The following is a 20,229-nucleotide window of genomic DNA, read 5'->3' as shown; positions in this document are numbered from 1 at the left end:
TTATAAGTTGCAAAAATTTATTATTGTGAAATATGAGATTACACTTTATTAGTCAATCTTCAGAATCAGCTCCAGCACCCGTCTTGCACAGTGCTCTAATTCCGGGCGGCCAAGCTGTCCCATTTCCATGGCCTTTTTCACACGCTCGGGGAAACCGGTTCCCATTTTTACGTCATTTCCGGCCTTGATTTCTTTGTAATGTTCAGCTCTTGTCCACCAGTCAGTTGTAACCATGCCCTTGAAGCCCCACTCGCCGCGGAGAACATCTTCCAGAAGCTCGCGATTCTCAGAAGCGCGGTGACCATTGATTGCATTGTAGGAGGACATGATGGTCCATGGCTGTGCCTCTTTTACAATGATCTCGAAACCTTTCAGATAGATCTCACGAAGTGCACGCTCGGAAACACGGGAATCGCTGTGCTTTCTGTTGGTCTCTTTGTTATTTGCTGCGAAATGCTTCACAGAAGCTGCAATGTGCTGGGACTGGATACCTTTTACCATAGCTGCGCCCATCTTTCCGGCAATCAGCGGATCCTCGGAATAGTACTCGAAGTTTCTTCCGCAAAGAGGATTTCTGTGGATATTTACTGCTGGGGTAAGCCATACAGCAAGATTGTTCTCCTTCACTTCTTCGGCACCAGCCTGTCCAACCTGCTGAACAAGAGCCGGGTTCCAGGTGCATGCAAGAAGTGTCGCGCAAGGCCATGCTGTTGTGTTCATGCTGCATTCCCCGCTGATACGAAGTCCGGCTGGACCGTCTGCTGTCATAATGGATGGAACGCCGTAATCCGGAAGATTTCCAAAACCGAAGGTATTGGAAACACCTACGTTTGGCTGTCCTCCAAGAAGATGAATCAGATCGTCATCGCTTAACTGTGCCATAAAATCATCCAGGGAAAGCCTGCCTTCTGCTACATCAATAAACTGCTTTCTGCCAAAGTTGTCGAAAAGTGTGCCACGTGCACAGCAGCGGACTGCAGGGGTAATACCTTCCTCAGTGCCCGGCTCCATTTTCTCAAATACGCATTCGTTCATGTCATTGCATGCAGACTGTGGAAGCTCCTCAAAACTGCCGTCAGAGAGCATACGCTCTTTCAGGCTGGTTGGAACAAGATGAGCTGTCAGCTGCTTTGTGATTACATTTTCAGCCAGTTCCATTGTCAGGATGCTCTCCTTGGTGTCGCGCACAGAAGTTCCAATATAGAACTTATAAGTACCTTTTTCCAGAATATATGCGGATTTCTTGATTTTTCCAAGGTCATCGTAGGAAGCCATGTCAGCCTTTGCAAAGGAAAGGCGGATCTGCTGTGTCTCGCCTGGCTGAAGAAGACGGGTTTTTGCAAAAGCGGCAAGCTGGCGGGCTGGTTTCTTCAGAAGTCCCTGTGGAGCTTCGAAATAAATCTGGACAACTTCTTTTCCAGCCAGGTTACCGGTGTTGGTCACCTGAACTTCAGCAAAAATCTGATTCTCTGTTTCCCACATAGCGATGGTGTCCAGGCCAAAGGTGGTGTAGGAAAGTCCATATCCAAATGGATAGATTACTTTTTTTTGTGCCCCTGGAAGAGTTTCAAAATAGCGGTAGCCTACATAAATATCTTCCGTATAGTTTACATAATCAAAAGACTCATGGAAGTTGGCAGTGGATGGATAATCATTTACGTCTGCGGCAAAAGTGTCAGCCAGCTTACCGGAAGGATTTCCTTTGCCGGTGAGAAGCTCCGCCATGGCAAGTCCGCCTTCCATGCCTCCCTGCCATCCAAGAAGAGCGGAGGAAATCCGGTCGTCATTTTTTACCCAGGAAAGATCCATGATTCCGCCGATGTTGAGAACTACCACGATATCATCGAAGCGCTCTTTTACCATGGAAAGCATTTCTTTCTCACGGGCAGTGAGATAGAAGTCGCCATCCGGGAAAATTTCGCCGGAAATTTTCGGCATGGTGGTTTCCGTATCCCATGGATTAAATTCGTTGTTGCATTCAATGCTGGAACGATCCCAGCCTTCGCCGGAGAAACGGCTGATCACAACAACTGCAACGTCAGCAAATGCTTTTGCACCGTCAGCAAGTTCCGGGGAAAGCTCTGGCTCTACTGTCATTCCTGGTGCGGCACCCTTTTCATACTGGTGCTGGATATCGGTGCGGTAAAATGCGGATAATGGCTCATAGATCTGAACGGCGCCTTCCTGCATTTTCAGCCCGTCGTAAAGGTTGTGTACATAAGAAACCATAACATCACCGCTTCCGCCGCCGCCTTTTACATAGTCGAAGCTGCCTTTGCCGAAAAGGGCGATGCGTGTGCCCTCAGCAAGAGGAAGCAGGTTTTTCTCATTTTTTAAAAGAACCATACCTTCTTTGGCGGCTTCTTTGGAAAGAAGGATATGTTCTTTGCTTGCGGTAACACGGCCGCTTTCCTTAAGGGGAAGGTTTGGCTGGAATTTAACTCTGGTCCATTTGTTCATTGTGGGATGACCTCCTGTAGATAAATTTATAATTAGAAAGTTTTTTTCGTGTAGTTGCCTTGATATTGCTATTGTACTGGAAAAAGCGGTGGTGTACTAGATGGTTTATTGCTTCTTTTATAGGTCTTTCTTGATATTATAGATGAAATATTATATATTATCATAAAGAATAAATGGTATATTTTGATTTTGAACTTGTAGCATAAATGTTGTATTTTGATTTTAAACCTGCAGCATAAGTGTTGCGTATTATGGAAGTCGGGAAATTTGAGTGAAAAAAGAAGATGAGGCATACTATGAGAGCAGAATATGAAAACGTGCTGGATGATCATTTGGGGAAAATTCATTTTACATATGTAAATACCTGGGATGAATTGTTACCGGCGCACTGGCATGAGCATTTGGAAATTATTTATGTGCTTGGCGGTGAGATTACAGCATCTATTAATGATGTGAGTTATGAGTTGAAAAAAGGGGATATTTTTCTGGTAAATTCCAATGATATCCATTATACCCACACGCATGAGGATGCCAGGTATTATCTTTTACAGATCCCGCCGGTTCATCTGGAAAGAATTTCTGCAAAGTGGGAGGGACTGAAATTTCAGGAGTTTATAAGGTCGAAATCAGCTGACGCATGTGTTCAGGGAGAACAACTGGAGAATGTGCAGGGAAAGGGACTTGTTGAGATGAGGGAGAATCGAAAGTCTACAAATCGGGCTGATGATCTGTATGATCAGTTGAGAGACGTATTTCGGAAAATTGCAGGCTTTTATGAAGAAAAAAAAGAAGGCTATCATCTTCTGGTGCTTTCAGCTGTTTACCGTTTACTTTATTTTCTTTATACAGAAGGAATCAGGAGTGAGGAAGATACAGAAACCGCTCACGGCACTCTGCGAGACTTGGAGCGGATGAAGTTATGCATGGAATTTGTCCGGGAACATTATGGGGAAAGAATTTCCCTTGCCGATGCTGCAGGGCTTTTGTCCATTACACCAGAGCATTTCTGTCGCCTTTTTCGCAAATATACAGGACAGACCTTCCTGGCTTATGTAAATCAGATCCGCATGGAGTATTTCCACACAGATCTTCTGGAGACAGATAAAAATATAACATTTCTTCTGGATAAAAACGGGATTACCAATTACAAAGGTTTTTTGCGAAAATTCAAGGAGGCTTATGGGGAATCGCCGAAGGAAGTAAGGAGAAGAAAAAACTGAAATATTAGAAATTCATGCTTTTAAACCCGTTGAAAATGAAAAAAGCAGGACAGCCTTAAATTCTTTATGTAAAGGTCTGTCCTGCCAGTTGGAAGCTGACGCATTATAACTGCGCTTTATTTTTTACCAGCATTTCATGAATGATATTCTGTGTATAAGCACCCAGATGTTTTTTGTCCTCTTTTTCCAGCTGGTCTATGTAGATTGGTTTGCCATATTCCAGGATAACGTGGGTTTTCTTAACTCTTGGAAAATGGTTTTCCCAGATATCAGCGGAGCCGCTGATCGCCATCGGGATGATCGGACAGTTTGTCTTTGCGGCAATTTTGAAGCTGCCCTCATGGAATGGAAGCATGTCCAGTTCATCTTCATTTTTGTTTCGTGTACCCTCTGGGAAAATGCAGATGGAAATGCCGGATTTCACTTTCTCAATAGCAGTGAGAATGGTTTTCAGTCCCTGCTTCAGGTCATTACGGTCAAGAAACAGGCAGTGAAGACGTTTCATCCAGGTAGAAAGCAGAGGAACCTTTTCCATCTCTTTTTTTGCGATATAGCCGGTACGGATGGGGCAGCGTGGATAAGTGATCGGTACATCAAAAAAGCTTCTGTGATTTCCGATATAAAGAACCGGCACATCAGTTGGTACATTTTCCTCTCCGATAACAGTCAGCTTCACACCGGATATCCACAGGATAAAACGAAATACTGCCTGAACGATCCGAAGAGAGCTGATTTCCTTTGCCATAGGATTGAATTTGCCGATGATCCATTCTACAAAGAGAATGGGAATGGATAAAATCAGGAATCCAACCACTACGATCACGCATAAAATAAAACGAATCATATGATTTTCCTTTCTTTGATCTGTGCCTCATGCGTAGGAAGCATGTTTTGGCATATTGTTTATGTCTATTATATGTAATTTGAAAAATTCTTGCAATAAATCTTTTTTATTCCTCATACAATAAAATAAATGGAGATTGCTGTTTGCTGTGTTTAAAGGCTGAGCATCAGATGAACAGCAACGAGACATCTGAGGTGGCAGAATGAAAAAAACAAAAGCAGTTCTTCTGGGAGTAATTTTGTGGTCACTGCTTTTGATCAGTGGATGCAATTTTATCCGCATTGAGGAAGAGCCGCGGAAGCCTCTGGAGTATTCCATTGTAAAAAATGAAGAGATACCGGCAGAACTGGCTGCCCTGATACAGGAGAAAAAGAAGAATGAATTTCAGCTGACCTATCAATGTGAAAAAGACCTGTTTCTTGTAAAAGGATACGGGGAGCAAATGAGCGGAGGTTACAGTATTTCCGTGGAAGAACTGGGGTGGACTTCCCAGGCTGTTTTTTTCCGGACAATGCTGCTGGGGCCATCAGACGAGAAAATAACGATCAGTCCGCCTTCCTATCCTTACATCGTGGTGAAGACGGAATACCGAAAAGAACCTGTGATTTTTGAACGCTTTACTGAAAAAAGCGAAAATGATGCAATATAGCAGTCTGGTGAAAAAAGGAGTGGAAAATCGTGGAATTAAGAAAAGAAAGTGTGCAGATGCTTCAGATAAAAAGCCGTGCAGCCAGCCAGGTAACGTTTGATACAGATTATAATGTACCAGATGCAAAGCCGGATGTGGGCCGACTGATCCAGAACAAGGGTGACGTTTCCATGGATGAAGTGCGTCTTAGCGAAGGAAAGGCATTTATCAGCGGAAACCTGAACGTGGATATTCTCTATGTGGGGGAAGAAAACCAGAAGGTGAGCAGTCTGGGGGCAAAACTGCCTTTTGATGAGACTTTGAACTTGGAAGGGATTGCAAGTGGGGATAAAATGTGCCTGAAGTGGGAGATTGAGGATCTCAGCGTACACATGATTCATTCCCGAAAACTAAACATAAAAGCAATTGTCACCTTTTATGCAGTGGTAGATGAAATGGCAGGGATTCAGCTTCCGGTGGAAATCAGTGAGGAGGGAATTTCAGTAAAAAGGAAGAAAGTCCGTTTAATGAGTCTTATGGTACATAAAAAGGACACTATGCGGATTAAGGATGAAGTGACTTTAGTGTCCAATAAACCGAACATTGAACAGCTTTTGTGGTATACCATCGATGTCCGTGGAATGGATCTGCGTCCAGAGGATAATGTGGTGAAGGCAAGAGGGGAGCTGTCAGTTTTTGTCCTGTATTCGGGAGAAGATGAGGAAAATCCGCTTCAGTGGGCAGAGTATGTGCTTCCGTTTAATACGGAAGTGGAGTGTACTGGTTGTATGGGAGAGATGATTCCAAATATTGGCTTTTCCGTTATGCATCAGAGCATTGAAGTAAAACCGGATTCCGATGGGGAAGAACGGGTAATGAGTGTAGACACGGTGCTGGAACTGGACATGAAGCTTTACCGCGAAGAAGAGCATGACCTGATTCTGGATGTGTACTCGCCTTTGAAAGAATGCATTCCTCAGGGAAAAGAGATGTGTCTGGAAAGCCTCCTGGTACGGAATGACTCCAAATGCCGCGTATCTGACCGTATTGAACTGAAGGAAAGCCAGGGGAAAATCCTGCAGATCTGTCACAGCCAGGGACGTGTAAAGGTTGAGAAAACGAAAATTGTAGAAAATGGAATCCAGGCTGATGGAATTGTATTTATGAAAATTCTGTATATTACAGGAAATGATGAAATGCCATTCTATTCTGTTGATGGAATGATCCCTTTTTCCCATATAATTGAGGCAAACGGGATCAACGAGGACAGTATCTTTTTTCTGCAGGCAGATCTGGAACAGCTGTCAACGTCTATGATCGACAGCAATGAGATTGAGGTGAAGGCTGTGATCAGTCTCAATGTGCTGGTGCTTCAGTGTGAAAACCGGATGATCATAAGCAAAGTGGAGGAGCGTCCCCTTGATATGGAGAAAATCCAGGCAATGCCGGGAATCACGGTGTATGTGATGAAAAATGGGGATTCTATGTGGGATATTGCGAAAAGATTTTATACTACAGTGGAGGAAATCTGTGAGCTTAATGAATTGGAAGAGGACAGAGTTGTGCCTGGAATGCCGCTGCTGTTGGTGAAGAAGGTGGAAGGGTAAGGCTGCTTTCTGTTTGCTGCATATATTTGGAGAAAACCTTTTCAAACATGCTCTGGTTACGGCGTGGACAGTAACGATATATATAGAATGAGAAATTTCCTCGCATAAATGTATTGAAAAAAATACAAAAATATTTTACAATAAAAGCATTGATAAAATTGTATACAAAGTACAAAGAAACTGCTGCTCTTAGAGCCTGCCAGAGGTTTTATGTGAGCGGCAGCTACAAGCGGAGGAAATTATGCGTTTACGTGCACTTGCAAAGATAAATCTGGGACTTGACGTGGTTGGAAAACGTGATGACGGATATCACGAAGTCCGTATGATCATGCAGACCATACAGATGTATGACGTGCTTGAAATTGAGAAAAAAAAGGAGCCGGGAATTGTCCTTACCACGAACATTCCTTACGTTCCTACTGACGAGCGGAATCTTGTATATAAAGCGGCGAAAATGTTAATGGATGAGTTTGATATAAAAGAGGGGCTTACCATGAATCTGGAGAAGTTTATCCCGGTAGCAGCCGGCATGGCTGGTGGAAGCTCTGATGCGGCAGCTGCTTTTGTTGGAGTGAACCGCCTGTTTGGACTGGGACTTTCTGAGGAAGAGCTGATGAAGCGTGCTGTGAAGGTTGGAGCTGATGTTCCTTATTGTGTGATGCGCGGAACTGCTCTTGCAGAGGGAATCGGGGAGAAGCTGACCAGACTTCCCAGAGTACCTTACTGCTATGTTCTGGTGGGAAAACCAGGAGTAAATGTTTCAACCAAGACTGCTTATGAGAACCTGAAACTGGACGATCCTGTTGTGGTTCATCCGGATATCGATGGTATGGTGACAGCTGTCAGAAATGGTGATCTTGATGGAATGATTTCCAGAATGGGAAATGTATTTGAACCGGGAATTATCAGCAAATATCCTGTGATCCAGGAAATCAAAGATCTGATGGAGAGCAACGGAGCACGTAAGGCCATGATGAGCGGAAGTGGTCCTACTGTATTTGGCATTTTTGATGATAAGGAGAAAATGGATCGGGCAGCAGCTGTTCTCAGGGAGAGCAGACTTGCAAAGACTGTTTTTGCCACAGATGTTTTTTAGCGGAGGAAAATACAAATGACAAGTGATTTTACAGTGCGTATGGATGAGTATCTTCCACTTAGGGAGGTTGTTTTTAATACATTGCGTCAGGCAATCCTGAAGGGAGAACTGAAGCCGGGCGAAAGACTTATGGAGATTGCCCTTGCGGAGAAGCTTGGGGTGAGCAGAACGCCTATTCGGGAAGCCATGCGTAAGCTGGAACTGGAAGGGCTGGTTGTGATGATCCCGAGACGTGGAGCCCAGGTTGCCAATATTACAGAGAAGGATCTGAATGACGTTCTGGAGGTCAGGATCACTCTGGAAAATATGGCTATTGAGAAGGCCTGTGCCAATATGACAGATGCGGATATCCGGAAACTGGAGCAGGCGGCTGAGGTTTTCCAGACCAGTACTGCGGAGGGAGACCTGGTAAAGATGGCTGAAGCAGATGTGAATTTCCATGAGGTGATTTATGAAGCTGCTGATAATAAAAGACTGATGCAGGTTCTGAATAATCTTCGCGAGCAGATCTACAGATATCGTGTAGAATATTTGAAAGAGGATGAGTCCAGAAACCGTCTGGTGAAAGAGCATGAGAAAATTACCAGGGCGATTAAGGAACGGGACGTGAAAGCGGCACAGGAGCTGTCTTTTGAACATCTGGAAAATCAGCGGATGGGAATTATTCAGGCGATTCGGGCAGAAGAGTAAACTGAGTGGTTTTCTGGGAGCGGAGCGGGCACATCCTGCCCGCGTTCCTCTTTTTGGGAAGTTGAGAGAAAATGAATATAATTGTTTTTATGGGAGATACTGGGAGAGATAACCAGTGTCTTTTTTTTGTGTAATGGGAAATTTCGTTGAAATTTTCCATTACAAAAAAAACTACCGGGCAGGATCGCACTGCGGCGAAATGAAAGATGTCGTTCGAAGCGACCCGCCGCAGGCGGAGAATCCTGCGGGCAGGATTTTCTTTTGTTGCCTGAAAATGGAAAAGAGGAGCAGCGTTGGATAAAAATGATAATATTGTTATGATTTCAAAGGATATTCGAGCAAATGAACGGTATATAAGAGAACTCCTGGCAGATTGTGGAGATATTCAGATCCGGAAGATGCGGCTGGGGGATGCGCGGAAGGTTGACTGTCTGATGGTCTATATTGAGGTAGCGACTTCCAATATGATGCTGGAGGACTCTGCCATTGGAAAAATGGTGGGGCATTTCTGGGAGATTTCGCCTGGGGAGATGCAGGAATTTGTGGAGTATAACAGTCTGGGAATTGCGGATGTAAAGAAGCTGACTGACATGGAGCAGGTGTTCGCAGGGCTGCTTGCCGGAAATGCGGTTTTCTTTATGGACGGATTTGACCAGGCCATGAAAATTTCCAGTGTCGGTTATCCAAGCATGGGGGTAACAGAAGTGGAGATGGAGAAGGTTCTGCGAGGTTCCAGGGAAGGCTTCTCTGATTCTGTGAAAATAAATTCTGCACTGATCCGGAAGCGGCTTCGGGATACCAGATTAAAGGTAGTGGAATTCTATATTGGGGAGAGATCACATACACTGGTCCAGATGGTATACATGGAAGATCTGGTGCAGGAGGAATTTCTGGAGAAGGTGAAAGAGCGGCTGAGAGAGTTTCGAATTGATGGAATCCTGGACAGCGGAATGCTGGAACAGCTGACGGAGGATTCCTGGTTTTCCCCTTTTCCGCAGTATCAGACTACGGAAAGACCGGATCGTGCAGCGCAGGAAATTTTAAATGGAAAAGCAGTGCTTCTCTGTGATAATTCTCCGTCAGCGCTTATTTTGCCGGGGATTTTTCACAGCTTTATGGAAAGCAGCGAGGACTGGTATAACCGATTTGAAATGGCATCATTTCTTCGAATACTACGATATGTGGCACTGGCAGCTGCTACGTTGCTGCCGGGACTTTATCTTGCAGTGATCCGGTTTCACACGCAGATTCTTCCTACGAATATGCTTCTGTCCTTTGCCCAGGCAAGAGAAGGCGTGCCATTTTCCAGCATTGCGGAGCTTGTTCTGCTGGAGTTATCCTTTGAACTGATTCGGGAAGCTGGTGTACGGATTCCGGGAGCATTGGGAAATGCTATGGGAATTGTGGGAGGACTGATCGTGGGCTCTGCTGCTGTGGAAGCGAATCTTGTAAGCCCGATCGTGGTCATGGTTGTGGCGATCACAGCGCTTGGTTCTCTTGCAATCCCAAATGAAGAATTTGCCTCGGCATTTCGGATGCTTAAATATTTCTTTTTGTTTTTGGGAGGATATCTGGGAATTTTTGGAATTGTGACCGGAGTATATCTGACAGTATCACATCTGGCAGGACTTCTCAGCTTTGGAGTCCCATACCTGACACCTTTTGTTAAACAAAGTACGGATAATGGGACTGGAAGCAAAATTGTGAGAGTGCCGTTTAAAAAGAGATGGAGGCGCCCTTCATATGCCAGACAAAATGAGCGAGTGAGACTGCAAAAAATCCGCAATAAAAACAGGAAGGATAGGTAGCAGGAATAAATGAAATTTGCAGAAAATAATCAAATCTCCCAGCGGCAGCTCTACAGGCAGATTGTGATTGCGTTTATTGCACCATTAATATTGTGCCTTTTCGGAAACAGAAAAACTCTGGGGCTTGGTGGGCTGGCAGGGACTGCAGCAGCCCTTGCAGCTGTGCTGTTTTATGTGATTTTCCTCATCCGTCTTCGTTATGCTTTTGCCAGGCCCTGCAAAACAGCCGGTGTGGTGTGGGGACGGCTGGCAGCGTTGTTTTTTCTTATATACTGCATTCTTGGAGCTGCGTTTCTTTTGAATCTTCTGGGAGAAATTGTTGCAGTTAGTCTGGGAACAGGTATAGGAAAAAAATGGCTATGTCTGATCACATTGCTGGTTTGCAGTCTGGGCACGCAAAAGGGGATTCAGAGACGAGGCAGAATGGGAGAAGTGTCAGGAGGCGTGGTACTTGCAGCGGTTATGCTTATGTTAGTCCTGGCTGTGGGACAGGGAAAATGGGAGTATTTTCAGGAAATGGTATGGAATTCCTCTTTCTCAGGAAGAAAAATTCTGGAAAGTGGATATGATGTGATATGTGCATTTTCCGGATTGGGGCTGCTTCCCTTTGCATTGGACAGTGTAGGAAACAGTAAAGATACAGGGAAAACTGTAAGTTTTGCCGTTTTTACCCTGGGAATTTTGCTTATTCTGACGGAATTGCTGCTTCCTTCAGTATTTGGATGGGGGCGCCTGAAATATGAAAGCTGCCCGATTTTGCCGCTTTTGTCAGGTGCGGAGCTTCCAGGGAATGTATTGGCAAGATTTGATGTCCTCTGGATGGGATTTCTTTTATACAGCCTTTTATTTTCTATTGGAAGTTTTCTGCATTATGGTCATTTAATTGTGGAAAAAGCAGATATGGGAACTGGAAAGCTGTGGATATCCACTCTGGTTTTTGCCGGAGCTGTGTGGGATATTGAAAGATGGGGAATCCGGAATAGTTTTCCATTATATTTGAAATATATTTTTGTGCCCGGAATGCTGGTGCTTCAGATTATTTTTTTTATGACAGGCAAAAAGAAGTGGAAAAAGAAGCTTGCCGTAGCGTGTGTCAGTGCATTGTTTCTGTTAGCCGGCTGTGGTGGTGTGGAACCGGAGAAACGCATGTATCCGCTTGCACTTGGAGCCGATATTACAGAGGGGAAATATCTGCTGACTTACGGAATTCCGGATCTTCCAAAATCTACAGGACAGGAAAAAGACGGGGAAGACCAGGGGAATGCTGCTCCGTCGATTCAGGGAGAAACTTTCCGTGAGATTGAAAATATATACAGCCGGACACAGGAAAAATATCTGGATATGGGACATCTGGAAATTCTGGTTTTGGGCGAGAGTTTGTTAGATGGAGGGCGTTGGGAGCAGGTTCTTGAGTATCTGAAGCAGGAGCCGACTATAGGTGAAAATGTTTATGTGTTTCGCTGTGCTGTGGCATCTGAAGCAGTAGCCTGGGTAAGCCCTCAGGACGTTTCTCTGGGAGAGTATCTTCTTGGGCTGCTGGAAAATAATCCAAATGGAAGCCCGGGACAGGCAGTAACGCTTCGTGAGGTTTATCATGAGTTTTATGAACGTGGTGCTTTGTCTGAATTGCCAGAACTGAAAATTTATGGAAAGGAATTGGAAGTGAAATTTTAGCCGAATCTCCCACAAATTGTGACGCACATCTTGCAGAAAGACTTTTTCAGACACGCTCCAGGGAAGCTGCGAAAAGCAATAAGCAGTGGGAATAAATGTGATTATTCCGGGCCGGGACAGGGAATACTTTTGTTAAGAAAAATATGGGAGGTACTTTTATGCTTTGTCTGAGAAAAAACAAATATCATATAGCGGCAGCACTTCTGACAGCTGTATTACTTTGCCCATGCAGTGAAAATTTTAATAAAACTTCCAACCTTCTTGCGTGGTGGGGAACCATTTATCCCCAGTTCTGTTTTATGGAAGCACCGAGGACGGAGAACGGTCAGAAAGCGGAGCCAAGATTTCATTTCTGGATTGTGGATACACTTAACGCTTTGATGTAGTACAAGCACTTGCACCGCCGCTCCTTTGGTGTTAAAATGAAATACAGATTGCAAATATCGCTTGACTATGAATTTGGAGATAGATAAATGAAAATAGACAGAGATGCGCCTGTTGGTGTGTTTGATTCCGGTATTGGCGGACTTACTGTGGCAAGGGAGATCATGCGGAATCTTCCAGCAGAGAAAATCGTGTATTTCGGCGATACTGCCAGAGTTCCATATGGCAGCAAATCCAGAGAGACTATTATAGGATATTCCCGTCAGATAATCCGTTTCCTGAAAGAGCAGAAGGTGAAGGCGATTGTGGTGGCCTGTAATACAGCCAGTGCGTTTGCCCTGGAGGCAGTTCAGGAAGAATTTGACATTCCCATTCTTGGAGTGATTGAAGCCGGTGCCAAGGTAGCTGCGCAGGTTACCAGAAATAAACGGGTGGGAATCATCGGTACAGAAGGTACTGTTGGAAGTGGAATCCACGCGGAGGTTCTGAAAAAGATCGATCCGGAGATTACAGTGATTGGAAAGCCATGTCCCTTATTTGTACCGTTGGTAGAGGAAGGCTGGACTCATGATCCGGTGACAGTGGAAGTTGCAAGCAGATATCTGAGGGAACTACAGGAAAAAGATATTGATACACTGATCCTTGGCTGTACCCATTATCCACTGCTCCGTTCTACCATCGGACAGATCATGGGAGAGGGTGTTACTTTGGTGAACCCGGCGTACGAGACGGCACTGGAGCTTGGCAGACTTCTGAAAGAGCAGGATATGCAGAGCACCGGACAGGGACAGTCTGATTTCCCATATCGTTTCTATGTGAGCGATCTGGCAGAGAAATTCAAGGGATTTGCCAATTCGATTCTGCCATTTGATGTGGAGAAAACGCAGAAGATTGATATTGAGAAATATTAAAAAGAGATGGAAAAAAGAATGGAAAAAGAAGTTTTAATTCACGTAAAAGGTTTACATATGATGGACACACCAGAAGGTGATGAGCCAATCGAGATTGTGGTTCCGGGAGAGTATTATTTCCGCAACGGCAGTCATTATCTTCGCTATGAAGAAATGCTGGACGAGCAGGGAGATCCTACTGTAAATTATATCAAGATATCCTCCAGGGGAATGGAAGTCCGAAAAAAAGGACAGGTAAATACACATATGGTTTTCGAGCAGGGAAAGCGTAATATGGCATTTTATACCACCCCGTTCGGAACTCTTGAAATGGGAATTTCAGCGACGAATCTTGAATTGGAAGAAAGTGACGGTCAAATTGCCATGAAAGTGAATTATTCTCTGGACCTGAATCAGGAGCATGTAGCAGACTGCTGTCTGGATATTCAGGCGCAGGGGAAGAATACAACTGGGTTTGTGTTGTAGGAACTGTTGGGTAGAAGCATTACAGAAATTAATTTTAACAAGAAGACAGCAGGCGTTCGTTTGTTAGAATGAACTCCTGCTGTTTTTTTATTGTTATTTGAATCGGTAGCAGTGGACGAATCTGGTATTGGAATCAATATTTTCAGATGAAACCAGTGGTCACTGGCGCTGACATGCACGGCATTCATGAATTTGAAAAGGGTTCCATCGATGACGCTGGTTATGGTAATCCCATGTTTCTGGCAATATATGGTTTTCATTTTTTATGTAATGATGTAAACAAAAAAGGTGCGACTTAAAAGTTTGTTTTTAAGCTGCGCCTTCTTTGTTTGTATAAAAATCAGAACGTTCTGCGCGTGGTAGATTAATTTAACCTGAAATAGCACGTGCTTTTTCCGCGCCCTTCTTTTTTTAATTCACCAGCCGTAACCAGCTTGCGTAAGGCACTTTCGATGGAACTGTCACTGAGTGTAGGACAGAATTCGCGAATATCCTGTTTGGTAAAACGTCCGATTTTATTTTTGCTGGCACGCCGTACCATTTCAAGGGAAGAAAGTTTGGTTTCCACAAGCGCTACACGGTCTTCAAAGTCTTTATATGCTGCCAGGATTGTTCCAAGAATATATTTGATAAAAGGCAAGACATTTTCCGTCCCTTCATGCCATCCGGTTTGTGATTCTGCAAGGGCATGATAGTAGAGATCTTTATTTTGGGCAATCTTAGATTCAAGAGAAATATATTTGCCAACATAGAATCCATTTCGATACAAGAGTAACGTGGTCAGCAATCTGCTCATTCTTCCATTTCCATCGTTGAAGGGATGGATACAAAGGAAGTCATGGATAAAGACTGGAATTGCGATTAGTGGTTCTACTTCCATATTTCCGATTATCCGGTTATACTCTTCACAGATTTTATCCAGAGCTTCTGGTGTCTCATATGGGGAAAGTGGTGTAAACAATGTTTCAACATGACCGTCTGGGTATGTGGCACTAATGTAGTTTTGTACAGTTTTTGTGTGACCGGCAATTGGATTGTTCATGTGACTATAAAGTATTTTGTGAAGCTGCAGGATATAATTCTGGGTGATCGGAATAGCATCAAAACTTTCATGTATAATATTTAACACGTCACGATATCCAGCTATTTCCTGCTCATCACGATTTTTGGGGGTTGTCTTTTCTTCGACGAGTTGGCGGATTCGTGTATTTGTAGTGACTATGCCTTCAATGGCATTTGATGCTTCTGTGCTTTGAACTTTAGCGATTTCTACAAGCTTTTCAAGTTCTTCGGGGCGTTGTTTCAGGTATAATTCCTGTTTACCAGCTTCTTTATATATTGCAGCAACGAGCCCGAGGATGTCTGAATCCCATTTTTGCTCTTTGAGTGAGGAGTAATTAAAGATTCTCATTTCGCACCTCCTATCTTTTTCCCTTAAATAATACCATAAAATAAGGGAAAGAACAATAAAATAAGGAAAAATTCCCTTAATATTATATCACAAATAAGGGAATAATATTCAGACAAGCTTTTTGAGTGATACGAAAGCGTAATCTGTAGCTTTTTAAACGTGGGATGTTGTGGACTATTGGGAAAATTCATTTTATACTATAGTTAAATTATGAGTAGATTTACAAGAAATGAGAATTGGTTATTGTTCAAAGATTGTGAACAGCAATAATTTACGGGAGGAAAACGGAAATGGAAAATACATTTTGGATCTGGTATCCGGGAGATTTTGAATTATATCATGCCATGAAGCAGAATTTCAGCCGTGTGGAGAGAGGTTTTGGATGGCCGGCATTTTGGAAGAGTGAGGGCTTCCGCAACCGTGTGGCTTTCCGCCGGACTTATGAATTGGAGCAGGAGACCAGTTTTACTGTATTTTCCAATGCGATTGGTCATGTGCTTGTAACCAGGGAGAATGGGGAGAAGAAATATCCATTTGGAAAGAAGATTACAGTAGCACCTGGAAAGGTGCGGATCTCTATTCATGCAGGCTGTGTGGAGGCATTTCCTTGCGCTTATGTGCAGGGTGAGGTGATCCATTCTGATAAAACATGGAAGGCAGAGGATTATTCCCAGCCATTAGTGCCAGTTGGAGTGTGTAAGTATTTTACCAAGCCGGGACAGAATCCTACTGTGTGGGAATATACAGAAAAAGAGTGCAAGCCGGTGAAAATCAGCGAGATAAACGGTGGCGTGCTGGCAGAGTTTGAGACGGAACTGACGGCGGCGGTTTATGTGAAAAGTAAACGCAGTAATTGTGTTGACAGTACAAGCGAAGATGAGGATTTAGAGGTTTTTTGCGGTGAATCTGAGGACGAAGCTCTTGACCTTGAGCACTGCTACTACAGCTGGCAGCCGAATCCGGTTACAAATCGATGCCCATGCTGTGCAGTCCGTTTTGCATTCATTCCGAATTGCAAAGCCGAAGATGTGGAAATCACAGCATTCTATCAGTATGTAGATTTCCCGAAACGCGCTTCCTTTAAGTGTAATGATGAGAAACTAAATAAAATCTGGGAGGTGGCGGAGCATACCTTCCGTCTTTGCAGCGGTATCTTTTTCCTGGATGGGGTGAAACGTGACAAATGGATCTGGTCTGGAGACGCCTACCAGAGCTTTTTTGTAAATCAGTATCTGCTGGCAGATCCTGATATTGACCAGAGAACTCTTTTAGCACTACGTGGAAATGATCCTATGACAAGACATATCAATACCATCATGGACTATTCCCTGTTCTGGATCCTGGGCGTGCTTTATCATTATGAGGCATATGGTGACCTGGAATTTGTCCGCCAGGTTTATCCGAAAATGTGCTCCCTTATGGAATTCTGTGAGGGTCAGCTGGATGAAAACGGATTTCTTGTAGGTCGTGAAAATGACTGGATCTACATTGACTGGGCTGACATGGATAAGACTGGTGCCCTTTGTGCAGAGCAGATGCTGTTCGCAGCATGCTGGCAGACCATGGCGAAAGTGAGTGCGGCTCTTGGAGAAGAAAATCCGGAATACATGGAGAAATATGAGAAACTGATCGGGCAGATCCGTAAATTATACTGGGATCAGGAGAAAGGCGCATTTATTGATTCCTTTGAATCCGGTAAGAGAAATGTGACCCGTCATGCCAATATTTTTGCAATTCTTTTTCACATTGCAACACAAGAAGAGCAGGAGAAAATTCTGGCAAATGTAATTAAGAATGATGCAATTCCGGCAATTACAACTCCGTATTTCAACTTCTTTGAACTGGATATGCTCTGCCAGACCGGAAATCTGGAATTTGTACTAAATAAGATTCGCAATTACTGGGGCGGTATGCTGGACCGCGGTGCAGTTACCTTCTGGGAAGAGTTTGACCCGGAGGCACCAGTAGAAACTCAGTACGATATGTACGGCGACCGCTTTGGAAAAAGTCTCTGCCATGCCTGGGCTGCAAGCCCGATCTATTTCCTGGCGAAGTATTTCATGGGGCTGAAATTTACTGGAGTCGGCGGAAAAGAATTTGTGGTAGAACCGCATACTGAGTTTTTCGACAGCTTTGATTGTACATTGCCTGTTGCTGAGGGACAGGTACATATTGTATGGGATGGGAACGAGCTGAAGGTAGAGAAGACAGCTCACAGACTTGATTTATAAAGTTCTGTGGGCTGTTATTAGCGCTAAAAAAAGGACTGTTCACGCTAATTCTTCCACAGAGATAGGAAAAAGCAGTAAACTGTCAACAGAACGAGAATGCCGAAAAGGTAGTTGGTTTAAGGACAGAGATTTCAGAAAGGAGCAGTTTACTGTATGCAGAAAATTGATTTTAACAAGGATTGGATGTGCAGGTGTCTTACCAGGGATGAGGCTGCTTATCCGGTGACCTTGCCACATGATGCAATGCTGAGTGAGCCGCGTACTCAGGAGAGTACCGGCGAGGGAAATATTGGATGGTATATTGGTGGGGATTACGAATATACCAAGAATTTCTTTGTGCCAGAGGAGTATAAAGATAAGAAAGTCCTCATTGAATTTGAGGGGATTTACCACAATGGTGAAGTTTACATAAATGGGAAAAAGGCGGCTTACCGTCCTTATGGTTATACCAATTTTTATGTGGATACAGAGGGCTTTTTCCAGTATGGAAAAGAGAATGAGATCAAAGTCATTGCGCGCAATGCTGACCAGCCAAACAGCCGCTGGTATTCAGGAACCGGTATTTACCGTCCGGCTTATCTGTATGTTGGGGAAGAAAAACATATTCCGGTAAACGGTGTGAAAATCCGTACCTTAAGCTATGATCCGGCGAGAATTGAGGTCGTTGTGAAAACTTCTTCGCCGGGAGAGGTTTCCCTGAAGATTGAGTTTGAGGGCTCTAAAGTACTTAGAGTAATTGGTGAAAGTACAAAAATAGGAAATGTAAACAATGACAAAATAATATCATCAGATAATAAAAACATGCAGCCAAATGAATCAGTACAGACTGGAAAAAATGGTCAGAAGAGTGAATTGGCGCAGGTGGAAGCGGAAAAAAATAATCAGGAAGCAGCATACCAGGCCATCTTCCAGCTGGATGTTCCAAACGCAAAGCTCTGGGATACAGAGCACCCGAATCTCTATACCTGTAAAGCAATTTTCGGTGAAGACGAAGTAACTGAAACTTTCGGAATCCGTGAATTGATCTGGAATCCTCAGGTAGGAATGACCATTAACGGAGAGCGTGTGATTCTTCGCGGTGCATGCTTTCATCACGATAATGGCGTGCTTGGTGCATGTACGTATCCGGAAGCAGAAGAACGTAAAATGCGTATTCTCAAAGAAAATGGATACAATGCAGTCCGCTCTGCACATTATCCTTGCTCTAAGGCACTTCTGGATGCCTGTGACCGTGTGGGAATGCTGATGATGGATGAATATGTAGATGTATGGTACATTCATAAGACTAAATATGATTATGCCGGACAGCTTGCTGACTGGTGGAAACAGGATTTAAAAGACATGGTTGACAAGGATTACAACCATCCAAGTGTGATTATGTACTCCACAGGAAATGAGGTTGCAGAGACTGCCCAGAAGAAGGGAATTGCCCTTACCGGTGATATGACAAACTATCTTCACAGCCTGGATTCCACCCGTCCTGTTACCTGCGGAATCAATATTTTCTTCAATTTCTTAAGCTCCATAGGACTTGGCGTTTACAGTGATGACAAGGCAGAAAAGAGCGCTGGAAATGCAGAGAAAAATGCCGCTCAGGCAGCTGGAAAGAATGAGAAAAAAGTAGTTAAAAGTGGTGAAAAGACAGTAAATAAAGCCACAGAAAATGGAAAAAAAGGATTAGGCAGCACCAAGCCGGAAAAGAAGAAAAAGCCAGTAGGAAGCGAGTTCTATAATACTCTTGCCTGTCTGGTTGGAGACTACTTTATGAAGTGCGGTGCCACCCTTTATCCATGCGATTTAAGGACGAAGGATGCCTACGCAAACATGGATATCGCAGGTTATAATTACGGTATTTTCCGCTACAAACATGATCTGAAAAAGTACCCGAACCGTCTGATTCTGGGAAGTGAAACCTTCTGTAAGGATGCGTATAGTTTTTGGGAAATTGCCAAAAAAAACAAACGGATTATCGGTGATTTTGTGTGGGCAGGATGGGATTATATCGGAGAAGTCGGGGATGGTGCAGCAGAGTATTCTGACTATAAATTTGAAGATCCAGCCACGAGAATGACAGGTGGAAATGGTCGAATTGACCTGAATGGAAAGCCGCGTGCAGAGGCTGCATATACTCGAGTTGCTTTTGAAAGAGAGACAGGTCCGTTTATTGCAGTTGATCCTGTTTACCAGAAAGAAAAGCTTCGTCTTACTGGCTGGCAGCTGACAAAAGCTCTAGAAAGCTGGGCATGGGATGGCTGTAACGGAGAACCGGCGAAGGTGGAAGTTTATGCAAGAGCTGCGCAGGTCGAGCTGTTTATCAACGGCAAAAGTGTTGGTAAAAAGAAAGTGAAAAAATGCCGTGCAAACTTTAATACCACCTATCAGGATGGGGAGATCACGGCGGTTTCTTACGATGAAAACGGAAGAGAAATCAACCGTTATTCGTTGCAGACAGCAGGAAAAGAAACGGTTCTTCAGGTACGTCCAGAGGAGAAAACGGTGAAGTCGGAAGGCCTTGCATTTATTCAACTGCAATACACAGATAACAAAGGAATCTGGAAACCAATGGAGAAACATAACATAAAAGTAACAGTAGAAAATGGTGTCCTGAAGGGACTCGGAAGCCCGGCTCCTTATGTAAAAGGGAATTATACTGACCATACTGTGGCGACTTATTATGGTGAGGCAATGGCAGTTGTACAGGCGGATGGAAACGGACCGGTGAAGGTTACCGTGGCAGATGAAGAACGGTTTTATGTGGTGGAAATTCCATGTGAATGAAGTGAAAGACTTATGATTTAAG

The 20,229-nt window shown here is 44.0% G+C and carries 16 protein-coding genes; 13 read left to right on the top strand and 3 right to left on the bottom strand.

Going from position 1 to position 20,229, the window contains the following annotated elements:
- Nucleotides 1–48: 48 nt before the first annotated feature.
- Nucleotides 49–2,460, bottom strand: a complete 2,412-nt coding sequence (locus ACESTK_RS03660; protein ID WP_226814879.1) for a glycoside hydrolase family 3 C-terminal domain-containing protein — start codon at nucleotides 2,458–2,460, stop codon at nucleotides 49–51.
- 296 nt (nucleotides 2,461–2,756) lie between these two features.
- On the opposite strand from ACESTK_RS03660, the gene ACESTK_RS03655 reads away from it, so the two are divergent.
- Entirely contained in the window at nucleotides 2,757–3,680 is a 924-nt protein-coding gene (locus ACESTK_RS03655) for an AraC family transcriptional regulator (RefSeq protein ID WP_294422760.1), read from the top strand.
- Nucleotides 3,681–3,783: 103 nt separating this feature from the next.
- Here the strand turns inward: ACESTK_RS03655 and ACESTK_RS03650 are convergent, their stop codons facing one another.
- Nucleotides 3,784–4,524, bottom strand: a complete 741-nt coding sequence (locus ACESTK_RS03650) for a 1-acyl-sn-glycerol-3-phosphate acyltransferase (protein ID WP_118577600.1) — start codon at nucleotides 4,522–4,524, stop codon at nucleotides 3,784–3,786.
- A gap of 202 nt (nucleotides 4,525–4,726) precedes the next feature.
- On the opposite strand from ACESTK_RS03650, the gene ACESTK_RS03645 reads away from it, so the two are divergent.
- From ACESTK_RS03645 to ACESTK_RS03600, 10 genes are all read left to right on the top strand, one after another.
- Nucleotides 4,727–5,173 (top strand): protease complex subunit PrcB family protein, encoded by a 447-nt coding sequence (locus tag ACESTK_RS03645; RefSeq protein WP_118577599.1) that lies wholly within the window; start codon nucleotides 4,727–4,729, stop codon nucleotides 5,171–5,173.
- A gap of 29 nt (nucleotides 5,174–5,202) precedes the next feature.
- Entirely contained in the window at nucleotides 5,203–6,759 is a 1,557-nt protein-coding gene (locus ACESTK_RS03640; protein WP_368361335.1) for an SPOCS domain-containing protein, read from the top strand.
- Nucleotides 6,760–7,000: 241 nt separating this feature from the next.
- Entirely contained in the window at nucleotides 7,001–7,855 is an 855-nt protein-coding gene (gene ispE / locus ACESTK_RS03635) for a 4-(cytidine 5'-diphospho)-2-C-methyl-D-erythritol kinase (RefSeq protein ID WP_118577597.1), read from the top strand.
- A gap of 15 nt (nucleotides 7,856–7,870) precedes the next feature.
- Nucleotides 7,871–8,545, top strand: coding sequence for a GntR family transcriptional regulator (locus tag ACESTK_RS03630; protein ID WP_195699797.1), 675 nt, complete (start codon nucleotides 7,871–7,873; stop codon nucleotides 8,543–8,545).
- Nucleotides 8,546–8,838: 293 nt separating this feature from the next.
- The gene (locus ACESTK_RS03625; RefSeq protein ID WP_330382714.1) at nucleotides 8,839–10,353 is read left to right on the top strand and encodes a spore germination protein; all 1,515 of its coding nucleotides are present in this window, start codon (nucleotides 8,839–8,841) and stop codon (nucleotides 10,351–10,353) included.
- A gap of 9 nt (nucleotides 10,354–10,362) precedes the next feature.
- The gene (locus tag ACESTK_RS03620; protein WP_226854483.1) at nucleotides 10,363–12,027 is read left to right on the top strand and encodes a GerAB/ArcD/ProY family transporter; all 1,665 of its coding nucleotides are present in this window, start codon (nucleotides 10,363–10,365) and stop codon (nucleotides 12,025–12,027) included.
- Nucleotides 11,979–12,122 (top strand): DUF6783 domain-containing protein, encoded by a 144-nt coding sequence (locus ACESTK_RS03615; RefSeq protein WP_373118755.1) that lies wholly within the window; start codon nucleotides 11,979–11,981, stop codon nucleotides 12,120–12,122. The genes ACESTK_RS03620 and ACESTK_RS03615 overlap by 49 nt, the downstream gene beginning before the upstream one ends.
- A 63-nt stretch (nucleotides 12,123–12,185) precedes the next feature.
- Nucleotides 12,186–12,413 carry a hypothetical protein gene (locus ACESTK_RS03610; RefSeq protein ID WP_118577594.1) on the top strand — a complete coding sequence of 76 codons (228 nt, stop codon included), beginning with the start codon at nucleotides 12,186–12,188 and terminating at the stop codon, nucleotides 12,411–12,413.
- 87 nt (nucleotides 12,414–12,500) lie between these two features.
- Nucleotides 12,501–13,322, top strand: coding sequence for a glutamate racemase (gene murI, locus ACESTK_RS03605; RefSeq protein ID WP_118577593.1), 822 nt, complete (start codon nucleotides 12,501–12,503; stop codon nucleotides 13,320–13,322).
- A gap of 18 nt (nucleotides 13,323–13,340) precedes the next feature.
- Complete coding sequence (locus ACESTK_RS03600) at nucleotides 13,341–13,787, top strand: DUF1934 domain-containing protein (protein WP_118577592.1); 447 nt, start codon at nucleotides 13,341–13,343, stop codon at nucleotides 13,785–13,787.
- A gap of 364 nt (nucleotides 13,788–14,151) precedes the next feature.
- Here ACESTK_RS03600 and ACESTK_RS03595 read toward each other — a convergent pair whose 3' ends face one another.
- A complete protein-coding gene (locus ACESTK_RS03595; protein WP_187565225.1) occupies nucleotides 14,152–15,198 on the bottom strand; it encodes a Fic family protein in 1,047 nt (348 codons plus the stop codon).
- Nucleotides 15,199–15,488: 290 nt separating this feature from the next.
- On the opposite strand from ACESTK_RS03595, the gene ACESTK_RS03590 reads away from it, so the two are divergent.
- Together ACESTK_RS03590 and ACESTK_RS03585 are read left to right on the top strand one after the other, a co-directional pair.
- Nucleotides 15,489–17,429: an amylo-alpha-1,6-glucosidase gene (locus ACESTK_RS03590; protein WP_118577591.1), complete on the top strand. Its 1,941-nt coding sequence runs from the start codon at nucleotides 15,489–15,491 to the stop codon at nucleotides 17,427–17,429.
- A 153-nt stretch (nucleotides 17,430–17,582) separates the two neighbouring features.
- Nucleotides 17,583–20,207, top strand: a complete 2,625-nt coding sequence (locus ACESTK_RS03585) for a glycoside hydrolase family 2 TIM barrel-domain containing protein (protein ID WP_226854484.1) — start codon at nucleotides 17,583–17,585, stop codon at nucleotides 20,205–20,207.
- Nucleotides 20,208–20,229 lie beyond the last annotated feature (22 nt).

Origin of the sequence: Ruminococcus sp. Marseille-P328, assembly GCF_964249465.1 — a bacterium.
Classification (GTDB): domain Bacteria; phylum Bacillota; class Clostridia; order Lachnospirales; family Lachnospiraceae; genus Blautia_A; species Blautia_A faecis.
The sequence above is the reverse complement of the archived record's forward strand: the minus strand, read 5'-3'. Positions and strand labels throughout refer to the sequence as shown.